The organism is Bacillus sp. EKM202B (genome assembly GCF_011066025.1).
GTDB classification, from domain to species: Bacteria; Bacillota; Bacilli; order Bacillales; family Bacillaceae_G; genus Bacillus_A; species Bacillus_A toyonensis.
The window spans coordinates 1-18,522 of sequence record NZ_JAAMNK010000031.1; the positions used below are offsets into that span (position 1 = coordinate 1).

Below are 18,522 nucleotides of genomic sequence, written 5' to 3' on the forward strand. Positions count from 1 at the left end.
AGTTAAGCTCTCTAGCGCCGATGGTAGTTGGGACCTTGTCCCTGTGAGAGTAGGACGTCGCCAAGCAACTAAAACACAAGTCTTTTGACTTGTGTTTTTTTGTATTGTTAAACAGTGCATAAAAGAAGTAATGGCAATACAAACACGTTGCCCAAGAGTAAATCATATTATATAAGAGATGGATGTATATTTTTCTGTAAATTGTTAAGGAATAGAGGTATCAAATATGTTTATTTAAATACAGGGAGGGAAGGTTATGAAATTACAAAGTGAAATTTGCATTGTTTGTGAGACAAAAAGAGAAGAAGGTATATATGTTTATAATAATTTGATATGTCATGAATGTGAAAAAGATATGGTGAGTACTGAGACAGATGATCCAAAATATATACATTATTTAAAACAGCTTCGGAAGTTAGAAGTATCATATTTATAAATAGGCATCTGCCTATTATTTTTTTTGCCTTAATATCTGTATAATAGATACAGAATGAATAATAAGGAAGAGATAGATATGAATCAAAAGCGTATGCCTTTATATGAGGCGTTAATAGAGTTTAAAGAAAGAGAACCACTGTCCTTTCATGTTCCAGGTCATAAGAATGGTGTAAACTTCCCTCAGGAAGCCATTGGGGAGTTTAAAGATATACTATCCATTGATGTAACCGAACTAACAGGGTTAGACGATTTACATAGTCCGTTTGAATGTATAGATGAAGCACAAAAATTATTAGCTGATGTATATGGTGCGGAAAAAAGTTATTTTTTAATTAATGGTTCAACGGTCGGAAATCTAGCAATGATTTTATCTTGCTGCGGTGAGCGTGATATTGTCCTTGTACAAAGAAATTGTCATAAATCAATCATTAATGGATTAAAACTAGCGGGTGCGAATCCAATTTTTCTAGACCCATGGATTGATGAGGCATATAACGTACCAGTAGGAATTGGTGATGAAGTTATTAAAGGGGCAATTAAAAGATATCCTAATGCTAAAGCCCTCATTTTAACGCATCCTAATTATTATGGTATGGGGATAGATTTAGAAGCAAGTATTGCTTATGCACATGCACATAAAATCCCTGTTTTAGTAGACGAAGCTCATGGAGCACACTTTTGCTTAGGGGAACCATTTCCAAAGTCAGCATTAGCATATGGTGCAGATATTGTGGTTCATTCTGCACATAAAACATTACCTGCGATGACAATGGGATCTTATTTACATATAAATAGTCATTTAGTGAATGAAGAAAGAGTTTCTGCTTATTTGAGTATGCTACAATCTAGTAGTCCGTCATATCCAATTATGGCTTCACTTGATATAGCGCGCTTTACACTAGCAAGTATAAAGGAAAAAGGTCATGATGAAATTGTCGAGTTTTTATGGAGATTTAAAAAAGGATTGTGTTCCATTTCGCAAATAGCTGTTTTACAATATCCGTTGCAAGATGATTTAAAGATTACTGTACAAACTCGTTGTCAGTTATCAGGATATGAATTACAGTCTGTATTTGAAAGGGCCGGAATATATACAGAAATGGCAGATCCATATAATGTCCTACTTATTTTACCTCTACAAGCAAAAGAGGAGTACATGAGGGCTATAGAGATAATTCGAGTTGCGTTGGAACATTATGAGGTGAAAGACAAGAACGAATCTATTCGTTATACTTATAAAAGAGAATCCTCTCCTTTACCGTATACATATAAACAATTAGAAGGATACAAAACAAAAGTAGTACCTATAGAAGAAGCGGTAGGGATGATAGCGGCGGAAATGATAATTCCATATCCGCCTGGAATTCCATTGATTATGTATGGAGAGAGAATTACTTCAGAACATAAAGAACAAATTATGTATTTAGAGAAAACAGGAGCTCGTTTTCAAGGTAGCACGAAAGATATGAAAGTGTATGATATAGAAAGTAGGTTTTAGGATGAAGGGATTATTTGTAACAATTGAGGGGCCAGAAGGTTCGGGTAAAACAACGTTAATTAAAAAATTATTACCATACTTTGAGCAAAAAGAACAAAAGGTAATGGCGACGAGAGAACCAGGTGGTATAGCAATTTCTGAAGATATTAGAACAATTCTACATAAACAAGAATATACGATGATGGAAGCACGTACAGAGGCGCTTCTTTATGCTGCTGCACGTAGACAACATTTAGTAGAAAAAGTTATGCCAGCGCTTAATGAGAACTATCTTGTATTATGTGATCGTTTTATAGATAGCTCTTTAGCGTATCAAGGATATGCAAGAGGCTTAGGAATGGATAAAGTATTTGAAATAAATCGCTTCGCAACAGAAGACTGTATGCCTAGTGTAACGATTTACTTAGACATTGAACCAGAGATTGGTTTAGCTCGCATTGAAAAAGATGCGGGGCGCGAAGTGAATCGATTAGATATGGAAGATATCTCTTTCCATAAACGTGTACGTGAAGGGTATTTAGAAGTTGTAGAACGTTTTTCTGATCGTATTGTATTAGTAAATGCTGATCAACCAATGGAAAAACTTATAGAAGAAGTTGTTCAGATTATAGAAGATAAATTGTTATAATAGAAGGAAAGAATGAAATAAGTGAGGTATGCATTATGAAGAAGACGTGGGAGCAGCTTTCTGCTATACAGCCCATCGGTGTAAAAATGTTGATGAATAGCATTGCAAAAGAGCGTATATCCCACGCTTACTTGTTAGAAGGAGGGAAAGGAACAGGGAAGTTTGCAACAGCGATTCAAATGGCAAAGAGTTTCCTCTGCTCTCAAAGGAATGAGGTAGAACCATGTCATGTATGTACAAATTGTAAACGAATTGACTCAGGTAACCACCCTAACCTACATATTGTAAAACCAGATGGATTATCTATTAAAAAGCAACAAATTCATGATTTACAGGAAGAATTTTCAAAAACAGGATTAGAGGCAAATAAAAAAGTTTATATTATCGAGCATGCAGATCGTATGACAGCAAATGCGGCAAATACACTATTGAAATTTCTAGAGGAACCGAGTAGTGATACAACAGCTATTTTACTTACTGAACAAAGTCATCAAATTTTAAATACGATTTTATCTCGCTGTCAAGTTGTTACATTTAGACCGTTACCTACGGAGTCTTTAAGTAGAAGATTACAGGATGAAGGCATTACATCCTCTTTATCAACTCTAGCTGCACAGCTTACGAATAGTTTTGATGAAGCTTTAGCTTTATGTAATGATGAATGGTTTGCACAAGCACGAACTTTAGTGATAAAATTATGTGAAGCGCTCGAAAAAGATAAAGCCTCTATTTTTTTTGTACAAGAAAAATGGGGAAAACACTTTGGAGAGAAAGAACAGTTACAGCAAGGTTTAGATATGTTGCTCCTTATTTATAAGGATTTATTATATGTTCAACTTGGAGAAGAAGATCGTCTTGTTTTTCATGAGCAGAAAGAGATGTTTGAATCTTTTTCCTATGCTCAGAAGCGCATTGTATCAGCTCTCTTTAATATATTAGAGGCAAAAAATAGAATCAACGCTAATGTAAATGCGCAGCTTGTGTTCGAACAGTTAGTGTTGCGGTTGCAGGAGGGATGACCGTTTTGTATGATGTAGTAGGTGTTCGCTTTAAGAAGGCCGGCAAGGTATATTACTTTGATCCGAATCAGTTCGATATCTCTGAGAATGAGTTTGTAATTGTAGAAACGGTAAGAGGTATTGAATACGGAAAAGTAGTTATTACCAAAAAGCAAGTTGATGAAAACGATGTTGTGTTACCGTTAAAAAAGGTTATTCGTATCGCAAATGAAAATGATCGTACCATTGTTGACGAGAACAAACATGCTGCGAAAGAGGCATATCAAGTTTGTCAACAAAAGGTAGTAGAGCATAATCTAGATATGAAACTTGTAGATGTAGAGTATACGTTCGATCGTAATAAGATTATTTTCTACTTTACTGCAGATGGTCGGATTGATTTCCGCGAACTAGTGAAAGACTTAGCGGCAATTTTTAGGACGAGAATTGAACTAAGACAAATTGGTGTTCGTGATGAAGCGAAGATGCTTGGTGGTATTGGTCCATGTGGTCGTATGCTTTGTTGTTCTACTTTTTTAGGAGATTTTGAACCTGTATCCATTAAAATGGCAAAGGATCAAAATTTATCATTAAATCCTGCAAAAATTTCTGGTTTATGTGGTCGCTTAATGTGTTGCTTAAAATATGAGAATGATGAATATGAGGCAGCAAAGGAACAACTTCCTGATTTAGATCAACGTATACAAACACCACATGGTACTGGCCGTGTTATCGGATTAAATATTTTAGAAAGATTAATTCAAGTGGAGCTAGTAGACAAGGAACGGATAGTAGAATATACGTTAGATGAGTTAGTGAATAAAGGGGTCGTTTCGAGTCAAACCACAGATTAATGAGGTGGGTGCTTGTGGAGAAAAAAGATATTTTTGCATCGGTTTCTAGTATGGAAGAGCAAATTGGACATTTATATAAACAGTTGGGTGAATTAAAACAACATCTTGCAGAGTTGTTGGAAGAAAATCAACATATAAAAATGGAAAATGAAAATTTGCGACACCGTTTTGAAGAAGTGCAGAATAAAGAAAAACAAAAAGCTCAAAAACGTAAAGAAGTGAAGACGAAGACGGATATTGGTGAAGGCTATGACAATTTAGCAAGACTATATCAAGAAGGTTTCCATATTTGCAATCTACATTATGGAAGTGTACGTAAAGAGGGAGATTGTTTATTCTGTCTGTCATTTTTAAATAAAAAGTGAAATTACCTTTCCAATTATAATTGGAAAGGTAATTTTTTATACATGAGAATAGAACAAAATGTATTTGTATATTAGTAGAAGATGAAATAGGGTAGGTTAAGTGTAAGAAAAGGAGTAATATATGAATTTATACGAAGATGAACGTTTAGATTATTTATTAGCGCAAGATATGAAGATTATACAAAGTCCATCGGTGTTTAATTTCTCTTTAGATGCCGTTTTACTTGCAGATTTTGCTTGGGTGCCAATTCAAAAAGGAAATTTACTTGATTTGTGCACAGGTAATGCGGTTGTGCCCCTTCTATTAAGCACGAGAACAAAAGGGAATATTACAGGTGTGGAAATTCAAGAACGTTTATATGATATGGGAATAAGAAGTGTTCAATACAATAAGTTAGAAGAAAGAATTCAACTCATACATGGAGATTTGAAAGATATGCCAGAGAAACTTGGGCGCCATCAATATGATGTTGTTACATGTAACCCTCCTTATTTTCAAACACCTCAAACGTCTGAGAAAAATATGAATGAACATTTAGCAATAGCTCGTCATGAAATTATGTGTACGTTAGAAGATGTTGTATCTGCAAGTAGTCAGCTAGTAAAACAAGGTGGGAAAGTAGCGTTTGTACATCGCCCAGGTCGTTTACTCGACATTGTTACATTAATGCGTAAATACAAAATTGAACCAAAGCGTGTGCGATTTGTTTATCCTAAGGCAGGTAAAGAAGCAAATACATTGTTAATTGAAGGAATTAAGGATGGGAACGCAGATTTGAAAATCCTACCACCTCTTTTTGTATACGAAGAAAATAACGAATATACAAAGGAGATTCGTTCAATTTTATATGGAGAAGAATAAGCATTGTTTTTATGTGGTGGAATGTTCTGATGGAAGTTATTATGCTGGATATACAAATCATATAGAAAAACGGATTCAGACTCATAATAGTGGAAAAGGTGCTAGATATACACGTGCTAGACTTCCAGTTGTTTTAAGGTATGTAGAGAATCATGAGGATAAACGAACAGCTATGCAGGCTGAATATCATTTTAAGCAGTTAACGAGAAAACAAAAAGAAGAATATATGCAAAAAGGAGAACGCTATGTGGCAGCAAAAAAGCTTTCAACAAAATGAAAAGGGGATGTTATATCTAGTACCTACTCCAATTGGAAATTTAGAAGATATGACATTTCGTGCAATTCGGATTTTAAAAGAGGTAGATGTTATTGCAGCGGAAGATACAAGACAAACAAAAAAACTTTGTAATTATTTCGAAATTGAAACACCTGTCATGAGTTACCATGAGCATAATAAAGAAGTAAGTGGAAAGAAAATATTAGAGAAGCTAGAGGAAGGGAAGAATATAGCACTTGTTAGTGATGCTGGTATGCCGTGTATTTCCGATCCAGGCTACGATATTGTTGTCGAGGCCGTAGCTGAGCAATATCATGTGGTTCCGCTTCCTGGGGCAAATGCAGCCCTTACAGCGTTAATTGCATCCGGTCTTAAAACAAAGCAGTTTTATTTCTATGGATTTTTACAAAGAAATAAAAAGGAAAGAAAAATGGAATTAGAAAAACTTCGCTATGTGCAAACTACAATGATGTTTTATGAAGCACCTCATCGTCTAGATGACACTTTAATCTCGATGCAAGAAGTGTTAGGCAATAGAGAAATTGTATTATGTCGAGAGTTAACGAAAAAGTTTGAGGAATTTATTCGAGGAACAATCGAAGAAACAATTGAATGGACGAAGCAAAATGAAGTTCGTGGTGAGTTTTGCATTTTAGTAGCTGGTTCAACGGAAGAACCTGCTCCAGAAGAACAATGGTGGGAATCTATTTCAGTATATGATCATATTGAACATTATATAAATGAAAGAGGCATGAATTCAAAAGAGGCGATAAAAACAGTCGCTAAAGATCGGGATTTGTCGAAACGCGATGTATATCAAATCTATCATGTCGATAAAAAATAAGCTTCTCATAATTGAGAAGCTTATTTTGCTGTTTCGATATAATCTTGAAGTTCGTTTAAGATTTGCTCAGCGCCTTCTTTGCTTAAGATAATTTTACCTTCAGCTAAAGATAGGTTACCATCAGATACTTCACCAGTTACTTGGCAAGTCATGTTTGGTTTATATTTTTTTAAGATGATTTTTTCGTCATCAACATAGATTTCAAGTGCATCCTTTTCTGCAATACCTAAAGTACGGCGTAATTCGATTGGAATTACAACACGACCTAATTCATCAACTTTACGAACAATACCAGTAGATTTCATAATTCTTTTCCTCCTAAATAAATAGTTTATAAGTTTCGAGTCTATTTTTTTGATTCGTCATTTTTCGACAAAATACCCTATGGACATATGATACCAATCATTTACATTTCCGTCAATTCTTAAATTCTATATTTTTTAAAAAGATTTATAGATTTCTTACTTCTTATATATAATAGAATGGGAGTAATTTTTGCAATTATTTTCTGAAAAATATATTTATTTAAAAGTAGGGTTGTATATTTTGTTTGAATATGAGTAATAGATGATAAAGATATGTAGCATTAACTGGTGTTTATCCCGCGTTAACGAGCAATAAGATTCCCGCTTTAAAATGCGGTTGGAGCAAAGAAGTTAAGTTGGAGTCGGGCTGCTCGTAAAAGCTTGATTAGTGAGAGTTAATAATTTGTGGGGGATAAACACCCCTACGGATTAAAGTTTCACTTTATATATGAGTTTTTGATATACTATTTATAAATACATATGAGGTTATTCGGGAGGTCCAAAACAATGACAAAGGAAAATAAGTCCTTTTATATTACTACCCCAATTTATTATCCAAGTGGAAAGTTACACATTGGACATGCTTATACGACAGTAGCAGGAGATGCAATGGCACGATATAAGCGTATGCAAGGCTACAATGTTCATTATCTAACAGGAACTGATGAGCATGGGCAGAAGATCCAAAAGAAAGCAGAAGAGTTAAATGTGACACCACAAGCATACGTGGATAATATTGTTGCAGGAATTAAAGAGCTTTGGGAGAAAATGGATATCTCTTATGATGATTTTATTCGCACAACTGAAGATCGTCACAAAGATGTTGTCGAAAAGATCTTCAAGCAACTAGTAGACCAAGGTGATATTTATCTTGATGAATATGAAGGTTGGTATTCTGTACAAGATGAAACATTCTATACAGCGCATCAATTAGTAGATCCAATTATGGAAGGTGACAAAGTAGTTGGAGGAAAAAGTCCAGATAGTGGTCATGATGTAGAACTTGTTCGTGAAGAATCATATTTCTTTAGAATGGGTAAATATGTCGACAGACTATTAAAGTTCTATGAAGATAATCCACATTTTATTCAGCCAGAGTCTCGTAAAAATGAAATGATTAATAACTTCATTAAACCAGGATTAGAAGATTTAGCAGTTTCTCGTACTTCATTTGATTGGGGAGTTCGTGTTCCAGGCAACCCAAAACATGTTATTTACGTATGGGTTGATGCATTATCTAACTACATTACAGCATTAGGTTATGGAACAGAAAATGAAGAGATGTATAAGAAATTCTGGCCGGCAGATGTGCATTTAGTCGGAAAAGAAATTGTTCGTTTCCATACAATTTATTGGCCAATCATTTTAATGGCATTAGATTTACCTCTTCCGAAAAAGGTCTTTGCTCATGGCTGGATTTTAATGAAGGATGGAAAAATGAGTAAGTCAAAAGGAAACGTAGTAGATCCAGTTACATTAATTGATCGTTACGGATTAGATGCATTACGTTATTACTTACTTCGAGAAGTTCCGTTCGGATCTGATGGTGTATTCACACCAGAAGGATTTGTTGAACGTATCAACTTCGATTTAGCAAATGACTTAGGTAACTTATTAAATCGTACAGTAGCTATGATTGATAAGTACTTTAACGGAGAAATACCTGCATTTAAAGCAAATGTAACGGAATTCGATGAAACGTTAGTAACGTTTGCAAAAGATACATTGCAAAAAGTAGAAGACGCAATGGAAAATATGGAATTCTCTGTAGCGCTAAGCTCAATTTGGCAATTGGTTAGCCGTACGAATAAATATATTGATGAAACACAACCGTGGGTATTAGCGAAGGATGAAAATGATCGTGAAAAGTTAGCTTCTGTAATGGCTCATTTAGCAGAAGTACTTCGTCAAACAGGTATTATGCTTATGCCATTCTTAACAGTAGCACCAAGCAAGATGTTTGCTCAACTTGGTCTTACTGAAGAAGCACATAAATCTTGGGAAAGCCTATCTACAATTGGATGTATTCCAGGTGGAACAAAAGTAGAAAAAGGAAACCCAATTTTCCCTCGTTTGGAAATGGAAGTAGAAGTAGAGTATATTAAAGAACAAATGAAGAGCTCTGCGCCTAAAGTAGAAGAGAAAAAAGAAGAAGAACCGCAGGCAGAAGAAATTACAATTGATGATTTCTTTAAAGTAGAATTACGAGTAGCTGAAGTAATATCGGCTGAACCTGTAAAAAAAGCAGATAAGCTGTTAAAAATCCAGCTTGATTTAGGTACAGAAAAGCGCCAGGTTGTTTCAGGTATCGCAAAATTCTATTCTCCGGAAGACTTACAAGGTAAAAAAGTTATTTGTGTAACAAACTTAAAACCTGTAAAATTACGCGGTGAATTATCACAAGGTATGATTTTAGCGGGTGAAGAGAATGGAGTATTGTCATTAGCAACAATCGACCAAAATCTTCCGAATGGTACAAAAATCAAGTAATTAAGGCAAGAAAAGAGATGTTTCACGTGTAACATGTGTGAAGCGTCTTTTTTCTTTTTAAATTTCCTTTTTTTGCATTAAAATTGTAGTATTGTTATCGTTGAGTTAGAAAGAAAATCGTTTTTCTCTATGATAGAATTGATTTCAATATAAAAGGAGTTATTTATTATGTTGTTTGATACACATTCACATTTAAATGCAGAGCAGTTTGAAGAAGATTTACAAGAAGTTATTGCACGAATGAAAGAAGCTGGAGTTACATATACAGTTGTTGTTGGATTTGATGAAGTAACGATAAAAAAAGCGATTGAATTAGCTGAGGCTTATGATTTTATTTACGCTGCAGTTGGATGGCATCCTGTAGATGCTATCGACATGAAAGAAGGACATTTAGCTTGGTTAGAAGAATTAGCTTCACATCCTAAAGTCGTTGCAATTGGAGAAATGGGACTAGATTATCACTGGGATAAGTCTCCTAAAGAAATACAGAAGGAAGTATTCCGTAAACAAATTGCATTAGCTAAAAAAGTGAAATTACCAATCATTATACATAACCGTGATGCAACTCAAGATATTGTTGATATTCTAGAGGAAGAGAATGCGGCTGAAGTAGGAGGTATTATGCATTGCTTTAGTGGTAGTGTCGAAGTAGCACAGCGATGTGTTGATATGAACTTTTTAATTTCATTAGGTGGACCGGTTACATTTAAAAATGCTAAGAAACCGAAAGAAGTTGCAGTAGAGATTCCCTTAGAGAAATTGTTAATAGAGACGGATTGTCCATATTTAACACCACATCCATTTCGAGGGAAGCGAAATGAACCGAGTTATGTAAAGCTTGTAGCAGAAGAAATTGCGAATTTAAAAGGGATTTCTTATGAGGAAGTAGCAGAAGTTACAACAAAAAATGCAAAGGCTTTATTTGGTGTTGAATAAAAAAGGAATGGGAGAACCCATTCTTTTTTATTTTTTGAGAAAAGAAATAGTAGAAGCGAAAGAGAAGATAAGGGGAAATTAGGAAGTGTTACAATAAGGAGAGAGAACAAAGTTTGTACCAGTCTATTTTTTAAAATGTAAGAATGGGGAAAATAATAATGGAAAAGTCGTCATTTTTTTGTTTTACTAAGTAGAGACGAAATGAGTGTGGAGGCAAGCATGAAAATTAAAGAGATTATCGTTGTAGAAGGTAAAGATGATACAGTTGCAATTAAGCGTGCTGTTGATGCGGATACAATTGAAACGAACGGTTCAGCAATCGGTGATCATGTTATTGAGCAAGTTAAATTAGCGCAGCAAAAACGAGGCGTTATTATTTTTACAGATCCGGATTATCCAGGAGAGCGTATTCGAAAAATTATTTCTGACAAGGTACCTGGATGTAAGCATGCTTTCTTACCGAAGGAAGAAGCGCTTGCTAAAAGAAAAAAAGGTGTTGGAATTGAACACGCTTCTAATGAATCGATTCGCCGTGCTTTAGAGAATATACATGAAGAAATGGAAGCTTACACAAGTGAAATTAGTTGGAGTGATCTAGTCGATGCAGGCTTAGTGGGCGGAGAAATGGCAAAGAGTCGCAGAGAAAGAATGGGTAAGCTATTAAAGATTGGTTATACAAATGCAAAACAGTTACATAAACGTTTACAGATGTTTCAAGTTTCAAAAGAGACGTTTGCAGAAGCTTATAAACAAGTAATACAGGAGGAAAAGAAATGAAAGATATCGCAACGCCGAATCGTACGAAAGACATTGTTGAAAAGTATGGATTCTCATTCAAAAAAAGTTTAGGACAAAATTTCTTAATTGATACAAATGTATTAAATCGTATTGTTGATCACGCAGAAATCGGTTCAGAAAGTGGTGCAATTGAGATTGGACCAGGTATCGGTGCGTTAACAGAGCAGTTAGCGAAGCGTGCTAAAAAAGTGGTGGCTTTTGAAATTGATCAAAGATTATTACCAATTTTAGACGAGACGTTAGCTCCATATAGTAACGTTACAGTTATAAATAAAGATGTACTAAAGGCAGATGTACACGAAGTGTTTAGTGAGCAATTTGAAGAAGGACAAGATGTAATGGTAGTAGCTAATTTACCATACTATATTACAACGCCAATTTTATTTAAATTGCTTGAAGAAAAATTACCGGTTCGTGGATTTGTTGTTATGATGCAAAAAGAAGTTGGAGATCGTTTAGCTGCTAAACCTGGAACGAAAGAATATGGTTCTTTATCAATTGCTATTCAGTATTATACAGAGGTAGAAACAGTTATGACTGTACCGCGTACAGTGTTTGTACCACAACCAAATGTTGATTCTGCGATTATCCGTCTTCTAAAGCGTCCGAAACCAGTTGTAGAAGTGACAAATGAGACTTTCTTCTTTGAAGTAGTAAGAGCAAGTTTCGCACAGCGCCGTAAAACTTTAATGAATAATTTATCGAATAATTTAAATGGTTTCCCGAAAGATAAAGAGCTGTTGGATCGAATTTTAACAGAAGTAGGAATTGATCCAAAGCGAAGAGGCGAAACGCTATCTATCGAAGAGTTTGCAACATTAAGTAACGCATTAGTTCTTCATAAGTTATCATAAGGATATGAAAGGGACAGTTCAATTTGAGCTGTCCCTTTTGTCACCTTTCCTTTCCTAAATTCATACTTTAAAAACAGGTAAGATGGCCTAACGAGTTTGGAGGTAGGAGAATGGCTTTACATGTTGGAGAATTAGTGGAACGATATTCTCATAATAGGGATATCCTTTTTCGTATTATAGAAATAAAAGGCGAGATAGCTATATTGTTTGGGGAGGAAATTAGACTTGTGGCAGATGCGCCGCTTGAAGATTTAATTAGTATAGATCAACGAGAACATAAAAAAAGAGTGAAGCGTGAAAAAGAAACAATGGAGCGCACGTACCGTTTATTTCAACAAGATTATGTATTGATGAAACAAAGGCATGAACACACTTCAACTGGTGGATACACAAGTGAAGTGAATTACTTTCAAATGCCAGGACGCGTATTGCATATAGATGGGGACCCTTTGTATTTGCGCAAGTGTTTAGACCTATATAATAAAATTGGTGTTCCTGTACAAGGTGTTCATTGTAAGGAAACAGAGATGCACGAAAAGGTAGTAGACTTAATAGATCATTTCCGCCCAGACATTTTAGTTATTACAGGACACGATGCCTATACAAAATCCAAAGGGGTAAAGGGAGATTTAGCAGCATATAGGCATTCAAGGCATTTTGTACAGGCTGTCCGAGAAGTACGAAAAAAATATCCATCATTGGATCAACTCGTTATTTTTGCTGGGGCGTGTCAATCGCATTTCGAGGCGTTAATTCGAGCGGGTGCTAACTTTGCTAGTTCTCCGTCTAGGATTAACATTCATGCACTAGACCCTGTGTATGTGGTTGGTAAAATTAGCTTCACTTCATTTATGGAGAGAGTAAATGTATGGGATGTTGTACGTAATACGATTACTGGTGAAAAAGGACTGGGTGGAATTGAAACGAGAGGGATTTTACGAACAGGATTACCCTTCCAACATTATGAAGAATAAGCAAGGTACATACGTATCTTGCTTTTTTATGCGTAAGAGAATGAAATGAATTTGGATAAAAAGTGGTAAGAGCGTAAAGACTATACAATGATACTTTTACAATATAGTATTTCTTCTATCTATTCGAACGCATGATGCTTTTATAATGATATAGTCTGTGAATTGCGGTTAATAATTGGGATAGATATATCGTGTTTTAAGTGTTCAATCTAAATTACAGCGAGGTGTAGCAAGGTATATGTCAAAACGTTTAGATGAAATTAAAAGCGAATTAGATCACCATCTTGGACAGCGACTTATGTTAAAGGCGAATAGCGGAAGAAGAAAAACAGTGGAGCAATCAGGTGTACTTGCAGAAACTTATCGTTCTGTGTTTGTTGTACAGTTAGACCAACAAGAAGATGCATTGCAACGTGTATCTTATAGTTATGCAGATGTTTTAACAGAGACGGTAGAGTTAACATTTTATGGTGAACCCCATAATGAAATTATTTTATAACTCATGTGTCGTTACATATATTCCCACAAATGAAAAGTTATATTATTTTGCATACTAATTATACCGTAGCAAAATAAGGGGGGACTCTGCATTGAGTAGACGAAGAGGTGTCATGTCAAACCAGTTTAAAGAAGAGCTAGCAAAAGAGCTGGGCTTTTATGATGTTGTTCAGAAAGAAGGATGGGGCGGAATTCGTGCGAAAGATGCTGGTAATATGGTGAAACGCGCTATAGAAATTGCAGAACAGCAATTAATGAAACAAAACCAGTAGTTGTAAGATTACTTTCTATGCTACGGTAGCCGAGGAGAGATTCCTCGGCTTTTTGTACTCTGAAAGGTGCCATCATTTTACATAAGTAGTTTCATTCTGAATGCTTTTCGTTATAATTAGGGAAGTGTCATCGTCTTACTATAAATTTATGGTAAAATAAACGATAAAAGATTGAGTACATAGAGTGGGTGAATAGATTGAAGCTACTAGTGAAAGCACCAGCAAAGATTAATCTGTCGTTAGATGTACTGGGAAAAAGACAAGACGGATATCATGAAGTGAAAATGATTATGACAACAATTGATTTAGCGGATCGTTTAGAACTAATGGAATTAGCAGAAGACCGTATTGAAATTTTATCCCATAATCGGTATGTCCCAGACGACCAACGAAATTTAGCTTATCAAGCAGCGAAATTATTAAAAGAGAAGTTTAATGTGAAAAAAGGTGTATCTATTACTATTGAAAAAACGATTCCAGTAGCAGCTGGATTAGCAGGTGGAAGTAGTGATGCAGCAGCGACATTACGTGGTCTTAATAAATTATGGAATTTAGGGCTTACAATTGACGAATTAGCAGAGCTTGGCTCAGAAATTGGATCAGATGTATCGTTCTGTGTATATGGAGGGACAGCAATTGCCACTGGAAGAGGAGAGCGAATTGAGCATATAAAAACGCCACCTTCTTGTTGGGTTATTTTAGCGAAGCCACATATTGGTGTATCTACTGCTGACGTGTATGGAAATTTAAAACTAAATCGAGTTACACATCCAAATGTAGATAAAATGGTTGATGTCATCAATGCTGGGGATTACAAAGGGATTTGTGATACTGTTGGTAACGTCTTAGAAGATGTAACATTTAAGATGCATCCCGAAGTTGCTCGTATTAAAGCACAGATGAAACGATTTGGAGCAGATGCTGTATTAATGAGTGGAAGTGGTCCAACTGTATTCGGACTTGTACACCATGATTCGCGAATGCATCGCATTTATAACGGATTAAAAGGATTTTGTGAACAAGTATATGCGGTACGTTTATTAGGAGAGCGAGAAACGCTTGAATAAAGACGTATAATACGTTATGATTTGTTTAGAATATTCGTGATTTGAGGTGGGCGTATGAAAATTAGACGAAGTACAAGATTAGTCGATATGACATATTACTTGTTACAAAACCCTCGTCAGCTAGTTTCTCTCACTTTTTTTGCTGAAAGGTATCAATCGGCTAAATCCTCTATTAGTGAAGATTTAGTTATTATTAAGCAAACGTTTGAACAACAAGGGGTCGGCACATTGCAAACGGTACCAGGAGCAGCAGGAGGAGTGAAATATATACCATATATAAGTGAAGAAGAGGCAGATCTAATTATTGATGAGCTTTGTAGCTTATTTGAAAATCCAGATCGTATTTTGCCTGGCGGTTACTTATACATGACAGATCTTTTAAGTAACCCTCGTCATATTAATGGTGCAGGTCGTTTGTTTGCTTCTGTCTTTGCTAGGCAACCAATCGATGCAGTTATGACGGTAGCAACAAAAGGGATTCCACTTGCTTATGCAGTGGCAAACTACTTAGATGTACCGGTAGTAATTGCGAGGAAAGATAATAAGGTAACAGAAGGTCCAACTGTTAGTATTAACTATGTATCAGGTTCTTCTAAACGAATACAAACAATGACGTTGGCAAAGCGTAGTCTTCCAGAGGGATCAAACGTTTTAATTATTGATGATTTCATGAAAGCTGGCGGAACAATTCAAGGTATGATGAGTATGCTAGAAGAGTTTAAGGCTAATGTTGTTGGTATCGGTGTATTAGTAGAATCCACAGATATCGAAGAACGACTTATTAATAACTTTGTATCATTAATTCGCCTTTCAGAAGTTGATGTGAAAGAAAAATCGATTCAAGTGGAGAAGGGGAATTATTCACTTACACCATTTGATGAAGGACTTGTAGAGGTTGAATAAAAAAGGTAAAGCAAATGGCTTTATCTTTTTTTTATTCTATTTATAAATTATAAAATAGATGGACAAACTGCTTTTCGTGCACTATTTTTAAAGAGTAAAAATAAATAATAAAAGGGTGAAAAAATATGAAAGTTGTTCAAACAAGCAAGGCACCACAAGCAATTGGACCTTATTCACAAGGGATTATTGTAAATAATATGTTTTACAGTTCAGGACAAATTCCATTAACAGCAAGTGGAGAGCTTGTAACGGGAGATGTAACAGTACAAACAGAACAAGTATTTGAAAATTTACAAGCAGTATTAGAAGAAGCAGGTGCTTCATTTGATACGGTAATAAAAACAACAGTATTCTTAAAAGATATGGATGATTTTAATGCTGTTAATGAAGTATACGGTTCTTATTTCTCTACTCATAAACCAGCACGTTCTTGTGTACAGGTAGCAAAATTACCGAAAGATGTTTCAGTTGAAATCGAAGTAATCGCCCTAGTTAAGTAACCTTTTGTAAGCGATAACCTCTACTAATCCTTATATTCAATTGCAATAAAAATTTTTATCTTAAAAATTTTTAAAAAATTAAAGGGAAAATAGAAAATTTGTGGAATTTATACAAATATATCGCTTATTTAGAAAAGGGTGGTGAACACAAGATGGAAGTGACTGACGTAAGATTACGCCGCGTAAACACAGAAGGCCGCATGAGAGCAATTGCCTCTATTACTCTAGACCATGAATTTGTTGTTCATGATATTCGTGTAATTGATGGTAATAATGGATTATTTGTAGCAATGCCAAGTAAACGTACTCCAGATGGAGAATTCCGTGACATTGCACATCCGATTAATTCTAATACACGCTCTAAAATTCAAGATGCGGTTTTAACGGAGTATCATCGTTTAGGCGAGTTAGAAGAGGTTGAGTTTGAAGAAGCAGGTGCTTCGTAAAATTCGAATGAAAAGGCTTTTGAAAGAAAGTCTTATAATTTTGTAGCAAACTCCTGTAAGCATTTACAGGAGTTTGTTTTTTTTTTGACTTTATATAATTTATATTTAAAACATTCATCGTTTATTAAAATGAAGAGAAGAAACTACTAATTTTTTCAAAATCATTTTAAATAGTATAGCTTATTTCTTAAAAAAGATACTAAAGAGTAAAACATCTTATAAGAATTATGGTAAAATTTAATAGTTAAAATGTGTTTCTTGAAATATATGATGATTTAGGATAATATCGTTAATGGATAAATAGGTTGCGATGGAGGGTCTATATGTCAAACAGATTTGCAGTGATTCTAGCTGCAGGTAAAGGCACACGTATGAAGTCTAAGCTATACAAAGTGCTGCATCCTGTATGTGGAAAACCTATGGTACAACACGTAGTCGATCAAGTAACTCAATTAGGATTGCAGAAACTTGTAACGGTCGTTGGACATGGTGCTGAAATGGTACAAGAACAGCTAGGAAACGTAAGTGAGTTTGCATTACAAGCAGAACAACTTGGTACAGCGCATGCTGTAGATCAAGCTGCTAGCGTACTTGCAAATGAAGAAGGAACAACTTTAGTTATTTGTGGTGATACACCTTTAATAACTGCTGAAACGATGGAAGCATTACTTCAGCAACACAAAGAAGCAGGAGCAATGGCAACTGTGCTAACAGCATACATAGAAGAGCCTGCTGGATATGGTCGTATCGTTCGTAACGAAAATGGTCATGTTGAAAAGATCGTTGAGCATAAGGATGCAAATGAAAAAGAATTAGCTATTAAAGAAATCAATACAGGTACGTATTGTTTTGATAATAAAGCTTTATTCGCTTCACTTTCTAAAGTTTCAAATGATAACGTACAAGGTGAATATTACCTTCCAGATGTTATTGAGATTTTAAAAAATGAAGGTCATATCGTATCAGCTTATCAAACAGAGCACTTCGATGAAACGTTAGGTGTTAACGACAGAGTCGCTCTATCGCAAGCGGAAATTATTATGAAAAATCGTATCAACCGAAAGAACATGGTAAATGGTGTTACAATTATTGATCCAAGTAACACGTATATTTCTGCTGATGCAATTATCGGTAGTGATACAGTTCTTCATCCAGGAACAATTATTGAGGGAAACACTGTAATTGGTTCTGATTGTGAAATTGGACCGCATACAGTAATTCGCGATAGTGAAATTGGAGATCGTACGACAATTCGTCAATCTACTGTACATGATAGTAAGCTTGGTACAGAAGTATCGGTTGGTCCATTTGCACATATTCGCCCAGATTCAGTTATTGGAGACGAAGTACGCGTTGGAAACTTCGTGGAAATCAAAAAAACTGTTTTTGGTAATAGAAGTAAAGCTTCACACTTAAGTTATATCGGGGATGCACAAGTTGGAGAAGACGTGAATCTTGGTTGTGGTTCAATTACGGTGAACTATGACGGCAAGAATAAATTTAAAACTGTGATTGGTAACGGGGTATTTATTGGATGTAATTCAAATCTTGTTGCTCCTGTAACAGTTGAAGATGGTGCTTATGTGGCAGCAGGCTCTACAATTACAGAGAATGTCCCATCAAAAGCATTATCGGTAGCACGTGCACGTCAAGTTAACAAAGAAGACTATGTTGATCAATTGCTGAATAAGAAAAAATCATAATGTGGAGGGTTA

22 protein-coding genes are annotated in these 18,522 nt (G+C 35.3%); 21 read left to right on the forward strand and 1 reads right to left on the reverse strand.

What is annotated here, in order from left to right; genetic code table 11:
* Window positions 1-256: 256 nt before the first annotated feature.
* The 9 genes from G9F74_RS24565 to rsmI all read left to right on the forward strand — a co-directional run bounded on the left by G9F74_RS24565 (window position 257) and on the right by rsmI (window position 6,764).
* Entirely contained in the window at window positions 257-436 is a 180-nt protein-coding gene (locus tag G9F74_RS24565; protein ID WP_000776275.1) for a sigma factor G inhibitor Gin, read from the forward strand.
* 78 nt (window positions 437-514) lie between these two features.
* Window positions 515-1,936 (forward strand): aminotransferase class I/II-fold pyridoxal phosphate-dependent enzyme, encoded by a 1,422-nt coding sequence (locus G9F74_RS24570; RefSeq protein ID WP_001072284.1) that lies wholly within the window; start codon window positions 515-517, stop codon window positions 1,934-1,936.
* A gap of 1 nt (window position 1,937) precedes the next feature.
* Window positions 1,938-2,564: a dTMP kinase gene (tmk, locus tag G9F74_RS24575; RefSeq protein WP_000677211.1), complete on the forward strand. Its 627-nt coding sequence runs from the start codon at window positions 1,938-1,940 to the stop codon at window positions 2,562-2,564.
* 35 nt (window positions 2,565-2,599) lie between these two features.
* Complete coding sequence (gene holB / locus G9F74_RS24580; RefSeq protein ID WP_000754512.1) at window positions 2,600-3,583, forward strand: DNA polymerase III subunit delta'; 984 nt, start codon at window positions 2,600-2,602, stop codon at window positions 3,581-3,583.
* Window positions 3,584-3,588: 5 nt separating this feature from the next.
* Entirely contained in the window at window positions 3,589-4,416 is an 828-nt protein-coding gene (locus G9F74_RS24585; RefSeq protein WP_000272428.1) for a PSP1 domain-containing protein, read from the forward strand.
* Window positions 4,417-4,430: 14 nt separating this feature from the next.
* Window positions 4,431-4,781, forward strand: coding sequence for a DNA replication initiation control protein YabA (gene yabA, locus G9F74_RS24590; protein ID WP_016106828.1), 351 nt, complete (start codon window positions 4,431-4,433; stop codon window positions 4,779-4,781).
* A gap of 121 nt (window positions 4,782-4,902) precedes the next feature.
* Window positions 4,903-5,643 carry a tRNA1(Val) (adenine(37)-N6)-methyltransferase gene (locus tag G9F74_RS24595; protein WP_001055365.1) on the forward strand — a complete coding sequence of 247 codons (741 nt, stop codon included), beginning with the start codon at window positions 4,903-4,905 and terminating at the stop codon, window positions 5,641-5,643.
* The gene (locus G9F74_RS24600) at window positions 5,630-5,920 is read left to right on the forward strand and encodes a GIY-YIG nuclease family protein (RefSeq protein WP_000414346.1); all 291 of its coding nucleotides are present in this window, start codon (window positions 5,630-5,632) and stop codon (window positions 5,918-5,920) included. Before G9F74_RS24595 ends, G9F74_RS24600 begins: the two co-directional genes overlap by 14 nt.
* Window positions 5,889-6,764 carry a 16S rRNA (cytidine(1402)-2'-O)-methyltransferase gene (gene rsmI / locus G9F74_RS24605; protein ID WP_016106829.1) on the forward strand — a complete coding sequence of 292 codons (876 nt, stop codon included), beginning with the start codon at window positions 5,889-5,891 and terminating at the stop codon, window positions 6,762-6,764. Before G9F74_RS24600 ends, rsmI begins: the two co-directional genes overlap by 32 nt.
* Window positions 6,765-6,784: 20 nt before the next feature.
* On the opposite strand, the gene G9F74_RS24610 is transcribed toward rsmI, so the two are convergent.
* The gene (locus G9F74_RS24610; protein WP_000843036.1) at window positions 6,785-7,069 is read right to left on the reverse strand and encodes a transition state genes transcriptional regulator AbrB; all 285 of its coding nucleotides are present in this window, start codon (window positions 7,067-7,069) and stop codon (window positions 6,785-6,787) included.
* A gap of 507 nt (window positions 7,070-7,576) precedes the next feature.
* On the opposite strand from G9F74_RS24610, the gene metG reads away from it, so the two are divergent.
* From metG to glmU, 12 genes are all read left to right on the forward strand, one after another.
* Window positions 7,577-9,559, forward strand: coding sequence for a methionine--tRNA ligase (gene metG / locus G9F74_RS24615; RefSeq protein WP_000159673.1), 1,983 nt, complete (start codon window positions 7,577-7,579; stop codon window positions 9,557-9,559).
* A 168-nt stretch (window positions 9,560-9,727) separates the two neighbouring features.
* A complete protein-coding gene (locus tag G9F74_RS24620) occupies window positions 9,728-10,495 on the forward strand; it encodes a TatD family hydrolase (RefSeq protein ID WP_016106830.1) in 768 nt (255 codons plus the stop codon).
* A gap of 219 nt (window positions 10,496-10,714) precedes the next feature.
* Complete coding sequence (gene rnmV / locus G9F74_RS24625; protein ID WP_000692838.1) at window positions 10,715-11,272, forward strand: ribonuclease M5; 558 nt, start codon at window positions 10,715-10,717, stop codon at window positions 11,270-11,272.
* On the forward strand, window positions 11,269-12,147 hold the full coding sequence (rsmA, locus tag G9F74_RS24630; RefSeq protein ID WP_000651557.1) for a 16S rRNA (adenine(1518)-N(6)/adenine(1519)-N(6))-dimethyltransferase RsmA: 879 nt from the start codon (window positions 11,269-11,271) through the stop codon (window positions 12,145-12,147). The genes rnmV and rsmA overlap by 4 nt, the downstream gene beginning before the upstream one ends.
* Window positions 12,148-12,257: 110 nt before the next feature.
* Window positions 12,258-13,121: a sporulation peptidase YabG gene (gene yabG / locus G9F74_RS24635; protein WP_001173740.1), complete on the forward strand. Its 864-nt coding sequence runs from the start codon at window positions 12,258-12,260 to the stop codon at window positions 13,119-13,121.
* Between the two features lie 238 nt (window positions 13,122-13,359).
* Window positions 13,360-13,620: a biofilm formation stimulator Veg gene (gene veg / locus G9F74_RS24640; RefSeq protein ID WP_000044348.1), complete on the forward strand. Its 261-nt coding sequence runs from the start codon at window positions 13,360-13,362 to the stop codon at window positions 13,618-13,620.
* Between the two features lie 91 nt (window positions 13,621-13,711).
* On the forward strand, window positions 13,712-13,891 hold the full coding sequence (gene sspF / locus G9F74_RS24645) for an acid-soluble spore protein SspF (RefSeq protein ID WP_001985066.1): 180 nt from the start codon (window positions 13,712-13,714) through the stop codon (window positions 13,889-13,891).
* Between the two features lie 197 nt (window positions 13,892-14,088).
* The gene (gene ispE / locus G9F74_RS24650; RefSeq protein WP_000772089.1) at window positions 14,089-14,958 is read left to right on the forward strand and encodes a 4-(cytidine 5'-diphospho)-2-C-methyl-D-erythritol kinase; all 870 of its coding nucleotides are present in this window, start codon (window positions 14,089-14,091) and stop codon (window positions 14,956-14,958) included.
* 54 nt (window positions 14,959-15,012) lie between these two features.
* Window positions 15,013-15,861, forward strand: a complete 849-nt coding sequence (gene purR / locus G9F74_RS24655; protein ID WP_000702479.1) for a pur operon repressor — start codon at window positions 15,013-15,015, stop codon at window positions 15,859-15,861.
* A 125-nt stretch (window positions 15,862-15,986) separates the two neighbouring features.
* Window positions 15,987-16,361: a RidA family protein gene (locus G9F74_RS24660; RefSeq protein WP_000869820.1), complete on the forward strand. Its 375-nt coding sequence runs from the start codon at window positions 15,987-15,989 to the stop codon at window positions 16,359-16,361.
* 152 nt (window positions 16,362-16,513) lie between these two features.
* Window positions 16,514-16,807, forward strand: coding sequence for a septation regulator SpoVG (gene spoVG, locus G9F74_RS24665; protein WP_000454042.1), 294 nt, complete (start codon window positions 16,514-16,516; stop codon window positions 16,805-16,807).
* Window positions 16,808-17,130: 323 nt separating this feature from the next.
* Complete coding sequence (glmU, locus tag G9F74_RS24670) at window positions 17,131-18,510, forward strand: bifunctional UDP-N-acetylglucosamine diphosphorylase/glucosamine-1-phosphate N-acetyltransferase GlmU (protein ID WP_000071045.1); 1,380 nt, start codon at window positions 17,131-17,133, stop codon at window positions 18,508-18,510.
* Window positions 18,511-18,522: the final 12 nt, after the last annotated feature.